Genomic DNA, 19,133 nt, shown 5'->3' with positions numbered 1-19,133 from the left:
CCCGGCGGCTCAGCCGAACGGCAACCGCACCCCGGTGGCTCAGCCGAACGGCAACCGCACCCCGGTGGCTCAGCCGAACGGCAACCGCACCAGCGAGCGGTCACCGGTGCCGAGGGTGGTGGTCCCGCCGCCGATGGCGTTCCAGACCTCCACTCTCACCCGGCCGCCGGACAGGTTGCCGTACGCCCCGGACGAGGACTGCGGCCCCGCCGCCTGGGTGTAGTGCTCCCAGCCGGTCACCGGATCGGTGGCGAAGTAGCGGTAGGTCTCCACCCGGTCCCAACTGCCGTCGCCGGTCAGGTCGTAGGAGATCCGGGCCTGGGTGCCGTTGGCGACCGTGGTGCCCGCGTCCAGGAAGAGGTCGAAAGCGGTGGTCCCGCCGTTGTGGGTGGCGGTCAGCCCGGTCGCCGTGAAGACCTGCGCGTTCACCGGTGTGCCGTCGTGGTTGCCGTTGGCCGCGGCCAGTACGGCGGTGCCCGCCGTACCCGAGGTGCCCGGCAGCGCCCCGCCCGTCTGCAGGTAGCGCGTCGCGGCGAAGGGCCCCGTGGTCGGGGTGGGGGTGGGTGTGGGTGTGGGCGTCGGGGTGACGGTCGGCGTGACGGTGGGGGTGGGGGTCGGGTTGGCGCCGCCGCCGGCGTTTCCTCCGCTCCAGCTCTGCGCACCCGAGGCGACCGTCTTGCCCGCCGGCACGTTGAGCGTGGTGCCGTTGGAGAAGGTCACCATGATCGCGGCGCCGGTGATGTTGGACGCCACGTAGGTGCGGGCGCCGTTCTTACTGAACACCTTGGCCAGCGGGTGGTTGGCGGTGACGGAGGTGTCCACCGTGCCCAGCGCGGCCAGGTTGCGGATCCAGTGGAAGGTGTGCGCCCTGCTCTCCCCCTCCTCCGGGGTGAAGCCGCCCGCCGCGCGGAGGTTGGCCAGCGCGGTGTCCCCGTTGCCCAGGGCGAGGAACTCCCAGATGATGTCCTGCCACACCGTGGGCGGCCCACCGTTGTTCCTGGTCAGCTCGGTGTAGTTGGTGGTCACATAGGCCGGGTTGTCGCCCAGGTAGAAGTGGCCGCCGGTGACCGGGAGCATGTTGATGCCCTGGATCATCTCCGGCTCGCCGCTGAACCAGGTGGCGTAGGCGGCGCCGTCGCCCCAGACCATGCCGACCGTGCTGTGCCCGAAGGCCGCGGGGAAGTTCTGGTTGCGCACGTCGAACCAGTACTCCTGGATCGCCGCCGCCTGGGTCGTGTAGATGTAGACGCCCGCGTCGCGGACCGCGGTGTTCCCGGTGGCCTGGCCCCACTGGATGAGGGCGTTTGCGAAGTTCATGCCCTCCGACGAGGACTCCTGGTTGTTGCCCGCGCCGAACGCGCCGTGGCCCGAGGCCCAGTCGTGGCCGGCGTAGATGTCGAAGTCACGCAGGTAGGGGAAGCGCGTGTCGGCGCGGTCGTAGTTGTTGGCGTCGCGGATCAGCAGGTCGACCATGCCGCCGTACTGGCTCGCCTTCGCCCAGTTCGGGTCGAACTTGGCCAGGGTCGCGGCGGCCGCCACGTAGTAGCCGTAGTGGAAGTGGTGGTCGTTGAGCTCCTGGTCCGAGCCGTAGGAGGCGGGGTAGCCGATCAGCGTGCCCCAGGTGGGGTTGAGGTAGAAGACCCGGGAGGTCTTGCCCGGCGAGGCGGTGAACCAGTCGTTGAGCCGGGTGCGGATGGCGTTCAGCGCCGAGTCGCGGACCGAGGTGAGGTTGAGCTGGTCGGCGATCTCCGCGATCCGGGCGGCACGGCCCAGCCCCTTGCCGGTCCAGTAGGTGTCGTCGCCCCGGATGTCCATCGGGTTGGCCAGTTCGGCGTTGAGCAGGCCGGTGACCGTGGCGAGGTCGGCGCCGGAGCCGTCGCCGACGGCGGGCACCTCGGGCAGCACGCCGGTGTACTTCATCGACGTGGTGAACTGCGTCCCGGTGACGATCTTCATCTGGCCGCGTGCGGAGGTGTAGGTCTGCGCGAGTGGAGTGGAACCGGTCAGATGGTTCCACTGGTGCGGGTAGAGCGCGATGACGGTACCGGTCGCGCTGCCCTGCCGGGCGGTGGTGGTGAAGGCGTACGTCGTGCTCAGCGTGCTGCTGCCCGGGTTGTAGGAATAGGAGACCCGGGTGCCGGTGACGTGCGCGTGGGCGTACTGGCCGTAGGTGCTCGCCAGGGCGGCCCGGTCGCCGCCGGCCGGCAGCACCGCCACCGAGAAGAAGCCCCTGCCCGCCAGGGACGAGCTGATCGTCGTCCCGCCGACCGTCCAGGTCGCGCCCGTCGGGGCGTAGGCGACGTAGTCGTGGCCACCCGCGGTGAAGCCGATGGTGGCGCCGTTGTTGGACCACACCGCCGGGGTGCCCGAGGTGGTGATCTGCGCGTCCCCGCCGGTGATCTGGAAGTAGCCGAACGGCAGGCCGTGGCCGATGGTGGCCTTCATGGTCCGGCCGCCGCCGCTCCAGTACGGCGTGACGGTCCAGTCGCTCCAGCCGTCGACCTTGACGTCGGGCGAGTTCAGGCCGGCGACGCCGACCAGGATGTCCTGGACGTAGGGGTAGTGGTACTCCCCGACCCCGGTCGCCGTGCCGCTGATCGCGGGGGTGGTGGTGTAGGAGAAGCCGAGGCCGCCCGCGAGGGTGTCGTAGGAGATCGGGTGGGCGTGGAGCGGCTCGCCGTACGAGCAGTCGGTCTTCTTGTAGAGGATCGACGACCACCAGTCGTTGGTCGGGACGGCTCCCGAGGGCGCGTTGGCGGTCACCCACTGGCGCGGGTTGGTGGAGACGGAGCCGCAGCCGGTCGGCAGCGAGCGGCCGGCGGGCAGTGTGTCGGCGTAGCTGCCGGCGCCGACCGTGGCCGCCTCGGCGGAACGGGCCAGGCCGGCGCCGAACAGGGCGCCCACCAGCGCGAGGGCCACGCCGACGGCGAGGGCGCGCACGCGGGGGCGGGAACGGTGGGTGAGTCGTCTTTCGCGGGGCTGCGGACTGTCCGGACCCGTGGTCGGGATCGAGGGATCCATGGGGGTGCCTCCGGGGGAGGGGTTGCGGATCTGCGGCGGACCGATTGAGAGAGCGCTCTCTGACCGCGAAAGTAACAGCCCCCGTCATGAACATCAATGTTTCACGTCGATAACAAAAAGGTAACTCGCCGAGACCAAGGCGGAAGGGAATCTCCGTGAAAACCAGGGATTTCTTCACGGGAGCCACCCATCCACAGCGCGCAACCGCTCCAGCCTGGCGGATACGCCATCCGTACCGCGTTGTGAGAGCGCTCTCTCTATCACGTCGCGTACTGCGGTCGCGATGACTCCCTGCACAGAGTGCCCGACCGGCGCAACCCACTCCGGGGTGACAGAACCAAGGCTGGACACTCAAAGTAGCGGACTGTTTACTTTGCGTGACCATTCCTGCATCTTCTGTCATAGGAGAAAGCATGCGAAGCAAGAGGCTCACGACCATCGCACTGGCCGCCCTCGTCGGCTGCGCGGGCCTGACGACCCTGGCCACGACGTCGGCCTCCGCCTCGGCCCCCGGTACGGCCGCCGCGGCCGACTTCTCCGGCTACCAGATCGTCAAGCTGCCCAACGCCAACGTCCCCAACTTCAGCCGGCGCACGGTCCGGTGCCCGGCCGGCAAGAAGGCGGTCGGCGGCGGTGCCGAGGCCCAGGGGAACGGCGCGATCCTGGTCGGGTCCTTCCCCACCGATGACGGGGCCGGCTGGATCGGCCTCGGCCGGCAGATCGGCTACAACGACGTCGGCATCAGCGTCTACGCGATCTGCGCCAACGTCAGCTAGCCCCCTCCCCCCTGGCCAGACCCCCGCCGGGTCCGGCCAGGGGTTTTTCATGGGTGGACCCGCCGAGCCGGCCGTGGCCGGCGGCCTTCCCGCCGTGCCCGGCACCCCCGCCGCCGCCCGTCGGGCTACGTCACCGGAACGGCGGAATCCCCCGGACCCCGTCGTGGGGAGCGCTTCAGGACGAGGCGTCCTTGATCTCGCAGATGGCGGCACCGGCGGTGACGGTCTGGCCGACCGCGGCGGTCAGCCCGGTGACGGTCCCGGCCTTGTGCGCGGTGAGCGACTGCTCCATCTTCATCGCCTCCAGCACCACGACGACGTCGCCTGCGGCGACGGTGTCCCCGTCGGCGGCCACCACCTTGACGATGGTGCCCTGCATCGGACTGATGAGGGTGTCACCGCCCGCGGCGGGGGTGCCGTTGGCCCTGTTGGAGCGGCGGGGGGCGCGGGGAGCAGGGTCCGCGGACCCGGCCCTCGCCCCCACCCCGGCGGGGAGGGTGATTTCGAGGCGTTTGCCGGCGACTTCGACGGTGATGGTGTCGCGTTCGGTGGGTGGGGGGGTGTCGGTGGGGGTGGGGTAGGGGGGGATCTGGTTGTCGTATTCGGTTTCGATCCAGCGGGTGTGGATGGTGAAGGGTTCGCCGGTGAAGGCGGGGTCGGTCAGGACGGCCTGGTGGAAGGGGATGACGGTGGGCATGCCGTCGATGGTGAGTTCGCTCAGGGCGCGGCGGGAGCGTTCGATGGCTTCTTGGCGGGTGCGGCCGGTGATGATGAGTTTGGCGATGAGGGAGTCGAAGGCTCCGGGGACGGTCATGCCGGTGTCGTAGCCGGTGTCGAGGCGGACGCCGGGGCCGGTGGGGGTGCGCATCGCGGTGATGGTGCCGGGGGCGGGCAGGAAGCCGCGTCCGGGGTCTTCGGCGTTGAGGCGGAATTCGATGCTGTGGCCGCGGGGGGTGGGGTCGTCGTAGCCGAGGGGTTCGCCGGCGGCGATGCGGAACTGTTCGCGGACCAGGTCGATGCCGGTGACTTCTTCGGTGACGGGGTGTTCGACTTGGAGGCGGGTGTTGACTTCGAGGAAGGAGATGGTGCCGTCTTGGCCGATGAGGAATTCGCAGGTGCCGGCGCCGGTGTAGCCGGCGTGGCGCAGGATGGCTTTGGAGCTGGTGATGAGGAGGTCGTGCTGGGTGGGGGTGAGGAAGGGGGCGGGGGCTTCTTCGATGAGTTTTTGGTGGCGGCGTTGCAGGGAGCAGTCGCGGGTGGAGATGACGACGATGTTGCCGTGGGTGTCGGCCAGGCATTGGGTTTCTACGTGGCGGGGGCGGTCGAGGTAGCGTTCGACGAAGCATTCGCCGCGGCCGAAGGCGGTGAGGGCTTCGCGGACGGCGGAGTCGTAGAGGTCGGGGATCTCCTCCAGGGTGCGGGCGACTTTGAGGCCGCGTCCGCCGCCGCCGTAGGCGGCTTTGATGGCGATGGGCAGGCCGTGTTGGTGGGCGAAGGCGGTGATTTGGTCGGGGCCGGTGACGGGGTCGGGGGTGCCGGGGACGAGGGGGGCGCCGACGGTGTGGGCGATGTGGCGGGCTTGGACTTTGTCGCCGAGGGCGGTGATCGCGGTGGGGGGTGGGCCGATCCAGGTGAGGCCGGCGTCGATGACGGTTTGGGCGAAGGTGGCGTTTTCGGCGAGGAAGCCGTAGCCGGGGTGGATGGCGTCGGCGCCGGTGGTGCGGGCGATGCGCAGGAGTTTGGTGATGTCGAGGTAGGTGTCGGCGGGGGTGGTGCCGCCGAGGGCGTGGGCTTCGTCGGCGACGCGGACGTGCAGGGCGTCGAGGTCCTGGTCGGCGTAGACGGCGACGCTGGTCAGTCCGGCGTCTTTGCATGCGCGGGCGATCCGGACGGCGATCTCACCACGATTGGCGATCAGAATCTTTTTCATTGTTTGATGTGATCCGTCCGGGCGGTCAGCGGATAAGGGTGGAAGACCAGGAGAGAGGGGACTGGTAGCCCGTCGGCTTCCAGTCGGACGCCGGCACCCGCGTCCCGTCGTCCTCCGGCTCTCGTGCCGCGATGAGGTGGAGCACCCCGACGAGCGCGACCAGTTCTTCGTCCGTCGGGTCGCCGGACACGATCCGGAGCAGGTCGCCGTCCATCACATCGGGGGGTTTCCGTGCTTGCGCTGCGGCGCGGGGGCGTGCTTGGCCCGTAGCAGGCCGAGCGAGCGGATCAGCGTGATCCGTGTCTCGCATGGATCGATGACATCGTCGACCAGGCCGCGCTCCGCGGCGTAATAGGGATGCATGAGCGTCCTCCGGTAGTCCTCGACCCGCCTGGCCCGCATCTCCGCGGGGTCGTCCGCGGCGGCGATCTCCCTGCGGAAGATGATGTTGGCTGCTCCCTCGGCGCCCATGACCGCGATCTCGTTCGTGGGCCACGCGAAGGACAGGTCGGCGCCGATCGATCGCGAGTCCATCACGATGTAGGCGCCGCCGTACGCCTTGCGCACGATCACTTGGATGCGCGGTACGGTGGCCGCGCAGTAGGCGTAGAGCAGTTTGGCCCCGTGCCTGATGATCCCGTTGTGCTCCTGGTCGGACCCCGGGAGGAAGCCCGGTACGTCGACGAGGCTGACGAGCGGGATGTTGAAGGAATCACACATCTGGATGAACCGGGCGCCCTTCTCGGACGCCTCGATGTCCAGCACCCCCGCCAGGTATGCCGGTTGGTTCGCCACGATGCCGGTCACATGGCCGTCGAAGGTGGCCAGCCCACAGATCAGGTTGGCCGCCCACCCCGCGTGGAACTCGAAGAACTCCCCGTCGTCCACGAGCTCCCTGATGAGCTCCAGCATGTCGTAGGACTGCGTGGGATTGGCGGGGACGAGGTCGAGCAGCGCCTCGTTGCGCCGTCCGGGGTGGTCGGTGGTCGGCACCTTCGGGGGCAGCTCGCGGTTGTTGGCGGGCAGCAGCGAGACCAGGTAGCGCACGTCCTCCAGGCAGGAGACCTCGTCCTGGTGCACGAACCCGGCGACGCCGGAACGCGTGCCGTGCACCGAGGCGCCGCCCAGGTCGTCGTGGCTGATGTCCTCGCCGGTCACCGCCCTGACCACGTCGGGCCCGGTGATGAACATCTGCGAGATGTTCTGCACCATGAACACGAAGTCGGTGAGGGCCGGGGAGTAGGCAGCTCCCCCGGCGCACGGCCCGAGCATCACGCTGATCTGCGGGATCACTCCGGAGACACGCACATTGCGCTGAAAAATCCCGCCATATCCGGCGAGCGCGGTGACACCCTCCTGGATCCGGGCTCCCGCACCGTCGTTGAGACTGATCAGCGGCACGCCGGCCGCCTCCGCCATGTCCATCACCTTGTGGATCTTCTCGGCGTGCGCCTCACCCAGCGCACCGCCGAACATCCGGAAGTCATGGGCGTAGACCATGACCTCACGCCCGTAGATCTTCCCCCATCCGGCCACGACTCCGTCGGTGTGCGGACGGCGCTGCTCCAGGCCGAATCCGGTCGCCCGGTGCCTCCGGAACGCCTCCACCTCCACGAACGAGTCGACGTCGAGCAGGATGTCGAGCCGCTCGCGCGCGGTCAGTTTGCCCTTGGTGTGCTGCCTGATCGTTGCCTCGGGATCGGGCCCCTGGTGTGCGCTCTCTCTGACGAGCCGCAGTTCCGTCACCCGATCACGCATGGTCTCACGTGGCAGGTCGGTCACCGGTGTCGGGACCATCTCCGCCTCCTTCTGCACGTGCATGCGATCTCCTCGCGCCGGGTCTACTCCTTTAGGGCACGGTAAGACCGGTAAAACGGTCAGGACATCCCCCTAATCACCCCGGAGGCCGGACGCGCGCCGCCCCGCCCGGCCGGTGTTCCTAGGGGTCGACCCGGTTCAGCTGGGAACGGGAGCCACCGAGGTCGAGACTCGACGGAAGGTCCGCGCGGCGGGTGATGTTGAGCTTGCGGTAGGTCCGCGTGAGGTGCTGCTCGACGGTGCTGACCGTGAGATAGAGCTTGCCGGCGATCTCCCGGTTGGTGTAGTCGGAAGCCGCGAGTATGGCGACCCTGCGTTCGGCGTCACTCAGCACGGCGGCCAGGCCTTCCGTCTCCGACAGCGCCGCGACGACCTCACCCCCGCTGTCGCCGTTGCGGGAGAGCACCCTGGTCAGCGGGTCCGCCTGACATTCCTGGGCGACGGCCTCGGCCCGGCTGCTGATCATCCTGGCCCGCCTGAACTCACCGAGCTCCTGGTAGGCCGCGGCGAGGTCGCACAGCGTCTTCGCCATCTCATAGCGGTCTCCGCCCGCCTGGAGCAGGTCGGCCGCCTGGCGGAGCAGCATCGGCCGGTGCCGTACCTCACCGGTCGCCGCGAACAGGCGCATGGCCATGCCGTGCACCCTGGGTGTGGCGGGCCCGCACCGCTTGAGCTGGTCCTCCGCGAACCGGCGTGCCTGCTCGGGCTGCCCCAGGCGCAGGCAGGCCTCGGCCGCGTCGACCCGCCACGGCACCAGGCCGGGAGCGTCGATCCCCCAGGTGCTCATCAGCTCGCCGCAGAGCCGGAAGTCGCGCAGCGCCGGGCCGGGATAGTCGGTCGCCAGGTTGTAGCGGCCCCTGGCGTACAGGTAGTGCAGGCCGTACCTGCTCTGGAAGATGGCCTCGGGCACCGGGTGGGAGAGGTGCTCGTGCACGACGTCGTGCTTCCCCATCGCGGTCGCCGCGATGATCAGGCTGCTCAGCGGCCCGCCGACGGCGACACCCCAGCTGCTCATCGGGATGATCTCAAGGGCGGTGCGCGCGTGGTGCTCGGCCCCCGGCATGTCACCCTGGCGCAGCGCTATCTCCGCCCGGATGGCGGCGAGTCTCGCCTGCCGGCTCGGTGCGTGCCGCATACCGGCCTCCGCCATGAAGAAGTCGCACCAGGGGGCGGCCTGTTCCGACCACCCGCCGTAGGTGAGCGCCAGCAGCGCACTCTCCACCGTTCCCATGGACATCTCGTCGAGGTGGCACTCGCGGAGGATCCGCTCGGCCGTCTCCACGAGCCGGCCGTTCCGCTCGCCCACCAGCACACCCGCCAGCGCGAGGGTGGCCTCCAGCCGACGGTCGGCGGCGACCGAGGCGATCACCGGCCGGGGCTTCTCACCCAGCGTCCGGCGGAGGTGGGCGTGGAAGGGAGGATAGGTGCAGCGTAGCCACGGGCGGGCGATGAGGAGCTCCGTCCCGGTCTCCAGGTCGCCGTCGTTGCCCGATTCCTTCAGGTATTCCAGCACCTCCCGCGCGTCGTCGAAACGGCCGTGCCACAGCAGGGCCTGCGCCAGCACGATCGCGTCGCTCCCCCGCAGGCTGCCTCGTTGCAGACCGTCGGTGAGGTCGGCGAGGTGCCCGGCGGGCGCGCCCGGGTTGATCCGCCACTCGGCCCGCATCAGCGTTGTGGTGATCTTCATGCGCTGCTGCTCGTCGGCGCACTCCCGCCAGGCCAGCCGGAGATAGGCCACCGCGGAGTCGACGCGCCCCTCACGCAGCACGAGCCGGGCCGCGTCCTCCAGCAGGGGGACGACCCAGGGCGCCTCGATCCGGCTCCCCTCCAGCAGGTGATCCGCGATCACCTCGGGAGAGGCCCCGCTCTCGTGCGCCAGTTCGGCGGCCCTGCGGTGCAGGTCCATCCGCCTGTCCACGTCGACATCGCCCAGCACCGCCGCGCGGGCCACCTCGTGCCGGAAGCAACCCACCCTGAGCAGGCCGGTCAGGGTGAGCGAGTGCAGCGCCTGGGACACATGGGCGGCCCCGCCGGCAAGCAGCCGATCCAGCATGGCGGGATCCCCGAGGACCGCGAGCCCGCGCGCCACCTGGAGCGTCTGCGGCTCACCGCGCTGCAGGCAGGACACCACGGCCTGGCCGTACCGGTCGCCGACGACCGGCTCGGCCGGGGACTCGCCGGAGGCGCGGACGAAGTCCTGGTAGTCCTCGATCAGAGCGCCGACCAGCAGCGGGTTTCCTCCGCTCAGCCCGTGCCACTCCGCGGCGAAGCGAGCGGCCGGCTCCTTGCCCACCCGCTCGGCGGCCAGGGTCGCCACGCCCTCCTCCGAGAGCAGGGCGAGCTGGACGCGCCGGCAGTGGGGCTGGCGCATCAATTCGGTCTCGAGGAACGTCTCGACGTACCGGCCGTTGTCGGAGTGGCTGAAGACGGCGGCGATCCTGGCGAACCTCAACCGCCGCAACAGGTAGGCCAGGCAGAGCTGGGAGGCCCGGTCCGCGAGGTGGATGTCGTCCACGACGACCAGCAGCGGATAGCGCTCGGAGAGTTCGAGGAGCACCGTGCACAGCGCGTGGACGACCTGGGCGTCGACCGGTTCCAGGGTCTCGGCTCGGGGGTCGCCCGACATGACCGTACGGGCGCCCTCCTCCAGCAGGGCGAGGGCCCGGTCCCGCTCCTCCGCGACCAGCGGCGCGTCGTGGATCAGCTGCCCGAGCACGCCCATCGGCAGGTCCCGCTCGACGCGGGACCCGGTGGCGGTGATGGGCAGGGCACCCAGCTCGATCGCCTGCTCGGCGAAGGAGTGCAGCAACTCACTCTTGCCGCTCGCGACCGTGCCGCTGATCAGCACCGCCCTGCCCTTGCCCGTCACCGCGCTGGTGAGCAGGCCTTCCAAGGAGGCCAGTGCCTCATCTCTTTCGACCAGGCCCATGATCAGCCTCCCTTTCCTCGACGGACGCCGTCTCGGTACCGGCTACACGTATGACGCTAGGTTCCGCTCACTTCGGTTTCTTATCGAGCCGCTATCAGCGGCCTCCGACGGACTCCGGCCTGCTCGGAGCCCTGCCGGGGCGACGCCCGTGGACACGACGGGCAGCCGGGCGAGCGTCGCCCTGACCACGGCGGACCGCACCGCCGCCACCGAGGCCGCCTCGACGTCGGCCTCCAGGCCCGCGCCCCAGAACACCCGCCCGTCCATCACGCACTCCGCGTAGACGGCGACGTCCGACCGGCCGGTGCCGGGCCGGGCCGTCGCCAGTCCGGTACGGTGCACCGCGCGGACCTCGAATCCCCTGGCGGTGAGCACCGACCTGACGGACTGGATCGAGTCGGCCCGCGCCGCGCCGACGTCGAACCCGCCGCCGTCGATATACAGCGAGGTCCGCACCGGCTGCTCGCCGCGCGGCAGCGGCACGGCGGAGTCCGTCATGTACTCGTCCTCGAAGAGCCGCCTGACCCGGCTCGGGGTGATCTCCTCGCCGTCGGCGTCGGCCCGCGACTGGACCACCTTCGCGAAGTCGACCTGCAGGTCGCGCGGCAGGCTCAGGCCGTACCACGCGCTCATGATGTAGGCCACGCCCCCCTTGCCCGACTGGCTGTTGATCCGCACGACGGCCTCGTAGGTGCGGCCGAGGTCGGCGGGGTCGATCGGGAGGTAGGGCATCTCCCACGGCAGTTCGCCCACCGGGACGCCCTCTTCCGCGGCTCTGCGCTCAAGCGCGTCGAAGCCCTTCTTGATCGCGTCCTGGTGCGAGCCGGCGAAGGAGGTGTGCACGAGGTCGCCGCCGTACGGATGCCGGGGGTGGACGGCGATCCCGTTGCAGTCCTCCACCACCCGGCGGACCGTGTTGATGTCGGAGAAGTCGATGCCGGGGTCGACGCCGTGGGTCAGCATGTTCAGCCCCAGCGTGACCAGGCAGACGTTGCCGGCCCGCTCGCCGTTGCCGAAGAGGCATCCCTCGATGCGGTCGGCCCCGGCGAGCAGTGCCAGCTCCGAGGACGCGACGCCGGTCCCGCGATCGTTGTGCGGATGGATGGACAGGCAGACGTGCTCACGCCTGGACAGGTTGCGGTGCAGCCACTCGATCTGGTCGGCGAAGACGTTGGGCAGCGAACGCTCCACGGTGGTCGGGAAGTTGAGGATGATCTCGCGGCCCGGCTCCGGCTGCCAGACGTCCATGACGGCCTCGCAGACCTCCAGGGAGAAGTCCGCCTCGGTGTCGTTGAACAGCTCGGGAGAATACTGGAAGCCCAGGTCGCAGTCCCGGAGGGTGCGTTCGGCGTACTTCATCATCAGCTGGGTGCCGCGCACGGCGAGATCCTTGCACTCATCCCTGCTCATGTCGAAGACCACACGCCGGAACAGCGGAGAGGTGGCGTTGTACAGGTGGATCGTGGCCCGGGGTGCCCCTTCGAGGCTCTCCACCGTGCGCCTGATCAGCTCGTCGCGGGCCTGCACCAGCACGGAGATCCGCACGTCGTCGGGGATGCGGTCCTGCTCGATCAGCACACGCAGGAAATCGTGGTCGTCCTGGCTCGCGACAGGGAACCCGACCTCTATCTCCCGGTAGCCCATGCCCACGAGCAGCTCGAACATCGCCAGCTTGCGCTCGGGGGTCATCGGGGCGGCCAGTGACTGGTTTCCGTCGCGAAGGTCTGTCGAGAGCCAGCGCGGCGCCGAGGTGATCGTGTTGTCCGGCCACGAACGGTCGGTGACGATTATCGGTCTGAACGGACGGTACCGCCCGGCCGAGGTTCTTTTGGTCTGCACTACCGGATTCCCTTCACTACCATCCTGCACATCAATTGGATGACCCGAGGTAGGCCGAATAGGAATGAGGAGAGAGCAGCACCTGGATCTGGTAGGTGTCGACCTCGTTCTCAATCCGGAAAACCACGCTGATCTCGGGGTAGGCGGCGCTGAGGCCCAGGCCCACAAAGTAGTAACCACTGTCCAAGACGATTCGATAGAGACCACGCTTGAGCTGCCGGCCGCCCCACTCCTTGATGTAGCCGTCACGGTCGGTGACGGCGTCGACCGTGGCCTGCCAGTGTCCGTTGTCGACCTGCTCCAGAGTCGCCCGTACGCCGGCGGCGGCCCGGCCATAGACACTGTCCAATGCCTGCACGGTGATAGCCATGTAAAAACACCAATCTGCCGGGCGATCGCATACCCGGGCACCGATATCCGCCCGGAGAGGCCGGCGCCCTTCTGGAGGGGACGTACGCATCCATCCGGGTGGACACTCCCGGCCGCTGGCCGTTCTCGCCTCATGCCAGGTTGCCGGAAGGCGCTATTCATTCGCCTTCCGCACGCTATCGGCCGCCCATCGATTCACCGGGAGGTTTTCCGAGTTCTGATTCGACCGCTTTACGGGATCAACCGGAAAAGCGGACCGATAGAAATCCACCGACGGTTCGATAATGAGTGGATGGCAGCGGTTCCTACGTTGAGAACAGATCGGCCGACCGGCTGGTTCGCACCAGTGAAGGGGACCCACAATGAGCTACGTCAGCCGCCGTTTCATCCGGATCGTCACCTCTGTGATCATCGCCGCAGCCGGCACCGCCACCATGTGCGTCTCTCTCGGGCACGGTTCCGCCATGGCCGATACCTACGAGCCGGGCGCCTCCACCCCGACGCCGACCCCGACGCCGACCCCCCAGGGGGGCCACAACCCTTGGGGGTGATCACCATTAGGGGGCAATCCCGCGATCGGAGGCCTGGCCTCCGATCGCGTTCTTTCTTGGTTTTCCTGCAGGTTACAGGCAGTTTTCCGCAAGGATGACTGGGCGACAAACCAGCCAACAAATCGTCATTTTTAATGATCTACTATGGCAAAGCACCTATGCAAAGTAGTACCATCGCGGACGTGACATAGGGTACGCACGGCGTACTATGACGGGGCGCTGTTGCATTGCACACCCACGGAGGTCACATGCAACTCGGGGGCCGGATGACCGATACTTCTCCCATCTCGCAAAGCAGGCTTTCGCATGACCGCGAGTTTCTGACGAGGGAATGCGGTGGAGTTTTACATCCTGGGTCTACTTGAAGCCGTCCGGACCAACGAACGATTAGATCTTGGGGGTATCAGGCAGCAGACGGTGCTGGCCGCCCTTCTGCTGGATCCCAACAGGGTCGTCACCACCAGAAGGCTGATGGAGGCGATCTACGGGGACGATCCTCCCTCCACTTCCCGGGCGCAGGTGCAGATCTGCATCAGCGCACTGCGCAAGCTGTTCGCCGGCCACGGCGACAGTGACCTCATCTCCACTCATCCGCAGGGCTACTCCATCCGCGTGCCCGAGGAGCAGATCGACGCCAAGCGCTTCGAGTCGCTCCTCCTGGCGGCTCAGCTCGCCCGCAGGACCGAGAACCTGGCGGAGGCCGTACGGCTCTACCGGCAGGCGCTGTCCCTGTGGCGCGGACCCGCGCTCGACGGCATCGACAGCAGGCTCGTGCAGTCCGCGGCGGGCCGGCTCGCCGAGCACCGCATCACCGCGAACGAGGACTGCGTCCAGCTCGAACTCGACCTCGGCAGGCACCATGAGGTGATCGCCGAGCTCACCGAGCTGATCGAGGCCTACCCGCTGCGCGAACGGCTCCGCGGCCAGCTGATGACGGCCCTGTACCGGAGCGGACGGCAGGCCGAGGCCCTGCAGGTCTACCGGCAGACCCGGCAGGCGCTGATCGAGGAGCTGGGGATCGAGCCCAACGAGCGGCTCCAGCAGCTCGAGCACGCCATCCTCACCTCGGACGAGAGCCTCGGCGCGCCGGCCCAGCACACCGTCGAGGTGACCGCCGCCGTGCCGAAGGTGCCGGGCATGCTCCCCACCGACATCGCCGACTTCACCGGACGCTCGGACCAGATCAGGGACCTGCGCCGGCACCTGCTGCGCGGCCCCGAGGGACGCACCGGCTTCGCCGTGCCCATCGCCGTGATCGGCGGCAAGGCGGGGATCGGCAAGACCACCGTCGCCATCCACGTCTCGCACAGCGTCGCCGCGCACTTCCCCGACGGCCAGCTCTTCGCCGACCTGCACGCGGACGCCTACCGCCCGGTGAGCCCGATGCAGGTGCTCGAACGGTTCCTGCGCGTGCTGGGCGTGCACGGCGCCGCGCTACCCGACTCCCTGGAGGAGCGGGCCGAGATGTACCGCGCCCAGCTCTCCGGGCGCACGATGCTGATCGTGCTGGACAACGCGGCCTCGGAGAGCCAGATCCTGCCGCTGCTCCCCGGCAATCCGGACGCCGCCGTCATCATCACCAGCCGCAGCAGGCTCGCCGGGCTCGCCGGCGCGCTCCACGTCAGCGTGGACAGCTTCGACTCCGAGCAGTCGGTGGCCCTCCTCTCCAGCATCGCGGGCACCGAGCGGATGCAGTCGGAGCCCGACGCCACCGCCGCACTGGCCGAGCTCTGCGGGCGCCTGCCGCTCGCGCTGCGCATCGCGGGCGCCCGGCTGTCCGCACGCCCCCACTGGAGCATCGAGCAACTGGTGGAACGGCTGGAGGACGAGACCCGCCGCCTCGACGAGCTCAAGCACGGCGACATGGCGATCAGGGCCAGCATCTCGCTGACCTACGACAGCGTCGGCGAGGACGCACGGCGGCTGTTCCGCCGGCTCGCGATCCTGGACTGTCAGGTGTTCTCGGCGTGGGTCGGCGCACCGCTGCTGGACCAGACCTTCACCGACGCCCAGGACCTCCTCGACGACCTCGCCGACGCCCAGCTCCTGGAGACCACGGGCATCGGGCGGGGAGTGCACACGCAGTACCGCTTCCACGACCTCATCCAGGTGTTCGCCAGGGAACGCCTGGCCGCGGAGGAGTCGGTCGACGAGCGCAACGCGGCACTCTCCCGGGTGCTCGGCTCCCTGCTCTTCCTCGCGCAGTCGGCGAGCCAGCGGGAGTACGGCGCGGACGCCCTCATCCAAAGCGAGATCTCCTCCAGCCCGCTGCCGGCGCGGCTGGTCGACCAGCTCATCTCCGCACCGCTGGCGTGGTTCGAGCGGGAACGCCCACTGGTCGTCTCCGGCATCCGCCAGGCGGCCCAGGCCGGTTACGTGGACCTCTGCTGGGGCCTCGCCATCTCGGCCGTGACCTTCTTCGAGTCGCGGGTCTACCTCGACGACTGGCGGGAGACCCATCAGATCGCGCTCGTCGCCGCGCAGCAGGGCGACGACAGGCGGGGCCAGGCGGCGATGCTCTACTCCATGGGCTCGCTCGCCATCACCGAGCAGCGCTTCAACGACGCACGCTGCTCCTTCGAGTCGGCCGTCGAACTGTTCAGCGAGATCGGCGACGCCCAGGGGATGGCCGTGGCCATCCGCAGCATCGGGTTCCTCGACCGGCTGGGCGGTGACTTCGAGGAGGCGGCGGCGAACTACAGCCAGGCGCTGGAGATCTTCCGTGACGCCGGGAACGAGGTCGCGGCCGGCTATGTGCTGCACAACCTGGCCCAGCTCAGACTGGAGTGCGACGAGCCCGCCGAGGCCAAGCGGTTGCTCATCGAGGCGCTGGACCTCAGCAAGGAGGGCGGCGGCAGGCGGGTCGAGGCACAGGTACTGCACCGGATGGGCCACGCGCATCTCTCACTGAACGAACCGGATCTCGCCGCCGAGGTGTTCGAGCAGGCGCTGGAGATCGTGCGGGCCATCGGGGACTCCACCGGGGAGGCGCACACGCTCCACGGGCTGGGCATCGCCCGGCTGCGGAACGGCGACCTCACCGGGGCGGGCACCGCACTGGACCATGCCCTCACCCTGGCGGCCAGCTCCAGCCAGCGCCTCGTCGAGGCATGGGTGTTGAGCGGGCTCGGCGAGATGGCCCTCCTGGACGGTGACCCGGAGCTGGCCGTGGCCCACCTCCAGCAGGCGATGACGGTCTTCCACGGACTGCACACGCCGCTGAACGAGGCGCGCGCGCTGATAACGCTCGGCGACGCGCACTTCGCCGCGGGTGACGCCGGGGCGGCGGGTGAGGCACTGACCAGGGCACTCGCCCTCACCGACAAGATCGGCCCACCGATGGGGGACCGGATACGCATCCAGGTCGCCGCCAGACTGGGGGAAGAGGAAATCGCGCCCTGAATACGCCGTCCCCTAGCCGGGCACCTAGGGCCCTTATGCCGGTCCCGCAGGCCCGAGACATTCCGCCGGATCATTCACCTGTAAATAGGCCGGTCATACCATCGCATTGTGACTAATGGCCAGAAAAACGGCGGAAGGCTGCTCGCAGTCAGTGACCTGCACGTGGCCCACCAGGAGAACCGGCAGATCGTGAAAGACCTCCGGCCCGGGTCGGAGGCCGACTGGCTACTGGTCGCCGGTGACGTCGGCGAACTCGCCTCCGACATCGAGTGGACGCTCACCCTGCTCAAGGAGCGTTTCTCCACCGTGATATGGACGCCGGGCAATCACGAACTCTGGACGCCTCCCTACGATTCCGTCGACCTGCGCGGTGAACAGCGCTACCGATATCTCGTCGAAATGTGCCGGCGGCTCGGAGTCGTCACACCCGAGGACGACTACCCCGTCTGGACGGGAGCGGGCGGCCCGGTGACCATCGCCCCGCTGTTCCTCCTCTACGACTACACCTTCCGTCCTCCCGGCATGTCTCAGGAGGAGGCCATGAAGTGGGCGCACGAGTCGGGTGTCGTCTGCACCGACGAGTATCTCCTCCATCCCGAGCCGTACCCGCACCGGGCGGCCTGGTGTCACGCCCGGATCCGGGAGTCCCAGCGCCGCCTCGCCGAGCGCGACACGGACATCCCCACGATCCTCGTCAACCACTGGCCGTTGACGAGCGAGCCCACCAGGGTGCTGCGCTACCCGCAGTTCGCCCAGTGGTGCGGCACCGAGCACACGTACGACTGGCATCGGCGCTACGACGCGTTGGCCGTGGTCTACGGCCATCTGCACATCCCGCGCACCACATGGCAGGACGGCGTGCGATTCGAAGAAGTCTCCCTCGGCTACCCACGCGAGTGGCGCCGGTGGAACCGGACAGGGTCTCCCATCAGATCCGTGCTGCCCTATCGGGAAATATCATGATCAGAGCAATCCTGCCGCCGAACGTCGTGGCCGTCGACACCGTAGAAGACTCACTCGAAGGAACGCTGTTCCCCGCCGAGGAGCAGGTGATCAGCCAGGCGGTCGACAAGCGCCGCCGGGAGTTCACCACGGCACGGCTGTGCGCGAGGAGAGCGCTCCGCATGCTCGGCAAGCCGGAGGCGCCGATCCTGCCCGGCCTGCGCGGTGAGCCGCAGTGGCCGGTCGGGGTGGTCGGCAGCATCACCCACTGCGCCGGCTACCGCGGGGCCGTCCTGGGCGACTCCACGCTCATCTCCTCGATCGGCATCGACGCGGAGCCGGACGAGGAGCTGCCCTACGGCGTCCTCGACGCCATAGGGCTGCCGTCGGAGCGTGCCGCGGTGCAGACCCTCCTGCGCCGTCACCCCGGCGTGCGCTGGGACCGCCTGCTGTTCTGCGCCAAGGAGTCGGTGTACAAGACCTGGTTCCCGCTGACCCACCGATGGCTGAGTTTCGAGCACGCCTCGGTGACCATCGACCCCGTCAAAGGCACCTTCACCGCGCGTCTCCTCGTGGAGGCCCCCGTCATCTACGGGCAGCGGCTCAAGAGCCTCACCGGCCACTGGCTGGCCGCCGACGGCCTCCTCATCACCGCGATCGTCCTGCCCACCCCCGTGGTGCCCCCCGCGGCCCCGGTGCAGCAGCGACGCGCCGACGCGCGGACCTGAGCCGCCGTCCCGTACGGCGGGCCGGGCCCGGTCCAGGGCGCCGGTAGGGATCGCCTCGGCGCGATGGTAGGGACAGCCCCCGGAGAAGTGTCGTGTCCCCGTGACTGCCCGCGGACCCTCAACACGCGAGAGTCATGGGTGTAGCTCCTCACGACACCCCCTGGAGGATCCCATGAATGCAGCACTGCGAACCGTGACGGTCCCGGCGGGCGCGGCCGTACTCGGACGGCTCTCGCCGACCGAGCGAGCGGTCTTCGTCCTGCGTGAGTCCTTCTCCTACGGTTTCCGCGAGATCGCCGGCATGCTCGATCTCTCCGAGGCCTCGTGCCGGCGGATCCACCGGGCCGCCCGCCGTCCCGGCGTGCGGAGCCCGGAGCCCCGGCGCCACCGGCTCGCCCCGCTCGACGGACGGCACGACGAGATCGTCGACCGTTTCCTGGCCGCCGCGGCGAAGGGCGACCTGGACGGTCTGGAGCCCATCCTGGCCGACGAGGTCGTGGCCCGCGCCGACGGCGAGGAGACCACTCTGATCCACGACCGCAAGGCCGCCGCCCGCCGCGCGGCGGGGCTGCTCGCCGGCTTCGGCACCCGCGCCGAGGTGGAGCGCGGCGAGGTGAACGGGCAGCCGGCCCTGGTCGCCCGGGTCGACGGCGAACTGGCGGGCGTGATCATCATGGAGATCGCCGAGGGCCGGGTCAGCGCGCTCTGGTCGGTGCTCAGCCCCGCCCGGCTCGCCCCGCTCCGCTGACGGATAGGGGTGGCCCGGACGACTCTAGGGGGTGAATCACCTGCCGGAGCCCGTGCCGCTGTGCCTTTAATGAAGGACGG

At 69.2% G+C, this 19,133-nt stretch carries 13 protein-coding genes; 6 read left to right on the top strand and 7 right to left on the bottom strand.

Going from position 1 to position 19,133, the window contains the following annotated elements; genetic code table 11:
• Positions 1–69: 69 nt before the first annotated feature.
• Positions 70–3,021, bottom strand: a complete 2,952-nt coding sequence (locus OHA77_RS29060) for a glycosyl hydrolase (protein WP_406312574.1) — start codon at positions 3,019–3,021, stop codon at positions 70–72.
• 413 nt (positions 3,022–3,434) lie between these two features.
• Here OHA77_RS29060 and OHA77_RS29055 point away from each other — a divergent pair, with 413 nt between their 5' ends.
• On the top strand, positions 3,435–3,797 hold the full coding sequence (locus tag OHA77_RS29055; RefSeq protein ID WP_406312573.1) for a hypothetical protein: 363 nt from the start codon (positions 3,435–3,437) through the stop codon (positions 3,795–3,797).
• A gap of 175 nt (positions 3,798–3,972) precedes the next feature.
• Here the strand turns inward: OHA77_RS29055 and OHA77_RS29050 are convergent, their stop codons facing one another.
• From OHA77_RS29050 to OHA77_RS29025, 6 genes are all read right to left on the bottom strand, one after another.
• Positions 3,973–5,727, bottom strand: coding sequence for an acetyl/propionyl/methylcrotonyl-CoA carboxylase subunit alpha (locus OHA77_RS29050; RefSeq protein WP_406312572.1), 1,755 nt, complete (start codon positions 5,725–5,727; stop codon positions 3,973–3,975).
• Positions 5,728–5,752: 25 nt separating this feature from the next.
• Complete coding sequence (locus OHA77_RS29045) at positions 5,753–5,941, bottom strand: acyl-CoA carboxylase subunit epsilon (protein ID WP_406312571.1); 189 nt, start codon at positions 5,939–5,941, stop codon at positions 5,753–5,755.
• Positions 5,941–7,485, bottom strand: a complete 1,545-nt coding sequence (locus tag OHA77_RS29040) for an acyl-CoA carboxylase subunit beta (RefSeq protein WP_326826907.1) — start codon at positions 7,483–7,485, stop codon at positions 5,941–5,943. The genes OHA77_RS29045 and OHA77_RS29040 overlap by 1 nt, the downstream gene beginning before the upstream one ends.
• A 181-nt stretch (positions 7,486–7,666) precedes the next feature.
• Positions 7,667–10,474 (bottom strand): AAA family ATPase, encoded by a 2,808-nt coding sequence (locus OHA77_RS29035; RefSeq protein WP_406312570.1) that lies wholly within the window; start codon positions 10,472–10,474, stop codon positions 7,667–7,669.
• A 42-nt stretch (positions 10,475–10,516) separates the two neighbouring features.
• Positions 10,517–12,313, bottom strand: coding sequence for a 2-isopropylmalate synthase (locus OHA77_RS29030; protein WP_406312569.1), 1,797 nt, complete (start codon positions 12,311–12,313; stop codon positions 10,517–10,519).
• 31 nt (positions 12,314–12,344) lie between these two features.
• Positions 12,345–12,683: a hydroxyisourate hydrolase gene (locus OHA77_RS29025; RefSeq protein ID WP_326825014.1), complete on the bottom strand. Its 339-nt coding sequence runs from the start codon at positions 12,681–12,683 to the stop codon at positions 12,345–12,347.
• Positions 12,684–13,044: 361 nt separating this feature from the next.
• Here OHA77_RS29025 and OHA77_RS29020 point away from each other — a divergent pair, with 361 nt between their 5' ends.
• The 5 genes from OHA77_RS29020 (at position 13,045) to OHA77_RS29000 (ending at position 19,053) form a co-directional block, all read left to right on the top strand.
• Entirely contained in the window at positions 13,045–13,233 is a 189-nt protein-coding gene (locus OHA77_RS29020; protein WP_406312568.1) for a hypothetical protein, read from the top strand.
• A gap of 417 nt (positions 13,234–13,650) precedes the next feature.
• Positions 13,651–16,635, top strand: coding sequence for a BTAD domain-containing putative transcriptional regulator (locus tag OHA77_RS29015; RefSeq protein ID WP_406312567.1), 2,985 nt, complete (start codon positions 13,651–13,653; stop codon positions 16,633–16,635).
• Positions 16,636–16,743: 108 nt separating this feature from the next.
• A complete protein-coding gene (locus tag OHA77_RS29010; protein WP_326825017.1) occupies positions 16,744–17,598 on the top strand; it encodes a metallophosphoesterase in 855 nt (284 codons plus the stop codon).
• Positions 17,595–18,305 (top strand): 4'-phosphopantetheinyl transferase, encoded by a 711-nt coding sequence (locus tag OHA77_RS29005; RefSeq protein ID WP_406312566.1) that lies wholly within the window; start codon positions 17,595–17,597, stop codon positions 18,303–18,305. Before OHA77_RS29010 ends, OHA77_RS29005 begins: the two co-directional genes overlap by 4 nt.
• Positions 18,306–18,477: 172 nt before the next feature.
• The gene (locus OHA77_RS29000; protein WP_406312565.1) at positions 18,478–19,053 is read left to right on the top strand and encodes a sigma factor-like helix-turn-helix DNA-binding protein; all 576 of its coding nucleotides are present in this window, start codon (positions 18,478–18,480) and stop codon (positions 19,051–19,053) included.
• Positions 19,054–19,133 lie beyond the last annotated feature (80 nt).

The organism is Streptosporangium sp. NBC_01639, from assembly GCF_045209755.1.
Taxonomy (GTDB): Bacteria; Actinomycetota; Actinomycetes; order Streptosporangiales; family Streptosporangiaceae; genus Streptosporangium.
This window is presented reverse-complemented; position numbering and strand designations above follow the sequence as displayed.

Coding starts and splice junctions, on each gene's coding strand:
- OHA77_RS29040 (WP_326826907.1), bottom strand. CDS start 7,485: ATGCGTGATCGGGTGACGGAACTGCGGCTCGTCAGAGAGAGCGCACAC.
- OHA77_RS29055 (WP_406312573.1), top strand. CDS start 3,435: ATGCGAAGCAAGAGGCTCACGACCATCGCACTGGCCGCCCTCGTCGGC.
- OHA77_RS29045 (WP_406312571.1), bottom strand. CDS start 5,941: ATGGACGGCGACCTGCTCCGGATCGTGTCCGGCGACCCGACGGACGAA.
- OHA77_RS29025 (WP_326825014.1), bottom strand. CDS start 12,683: ATGGCTATCACCGTGCAGGCATTGGACAGTGTCTATGGCCGGGCCGCC.
- OHA77_RS29060 (WP_406312574.1), bottom strand. CDS start 3,021: ATGGATCCCTCGATCCCGACCACGGGTCCGGACAGTCCGCAGCCCCGC.
- OHA77_RS29000 (WP_406312565.1), top strand. CDS start 18,478: ATGAATGCAGCACTGCGAACCGTGACGGTCCCGGCGGGCGCGGCCGTA.
- OHA77_RS29020 (WP_406312568.1), top strand. CDS start 13,045: ATGAGCTACGTCAGCCGCCGTTTCATCCGGATCGTCACCTCTGTGATC.
- OHA77_RS29050 (WP_406312572.1), bottom strand. CDS start 5,727: ATGAAAAAGATTCTGATCGCCAATCGTGGTGAGATCGCCGTCCGGATC.
- OHA77_RS29005 (WP_406312566.1), top strand. CDS start 17,595: ATGATCAGAGCAATCCTGCCGCCGAACGTCGTGGCCGTCGACACCGTA.
- OHA77_RS29035 (WP_406312570.1), bottom strand. CDS start 10,474: ATGGGCCTGGTCGAAAGAGATGAGGCACTGGCCTCCTTGGAAGGCCTG.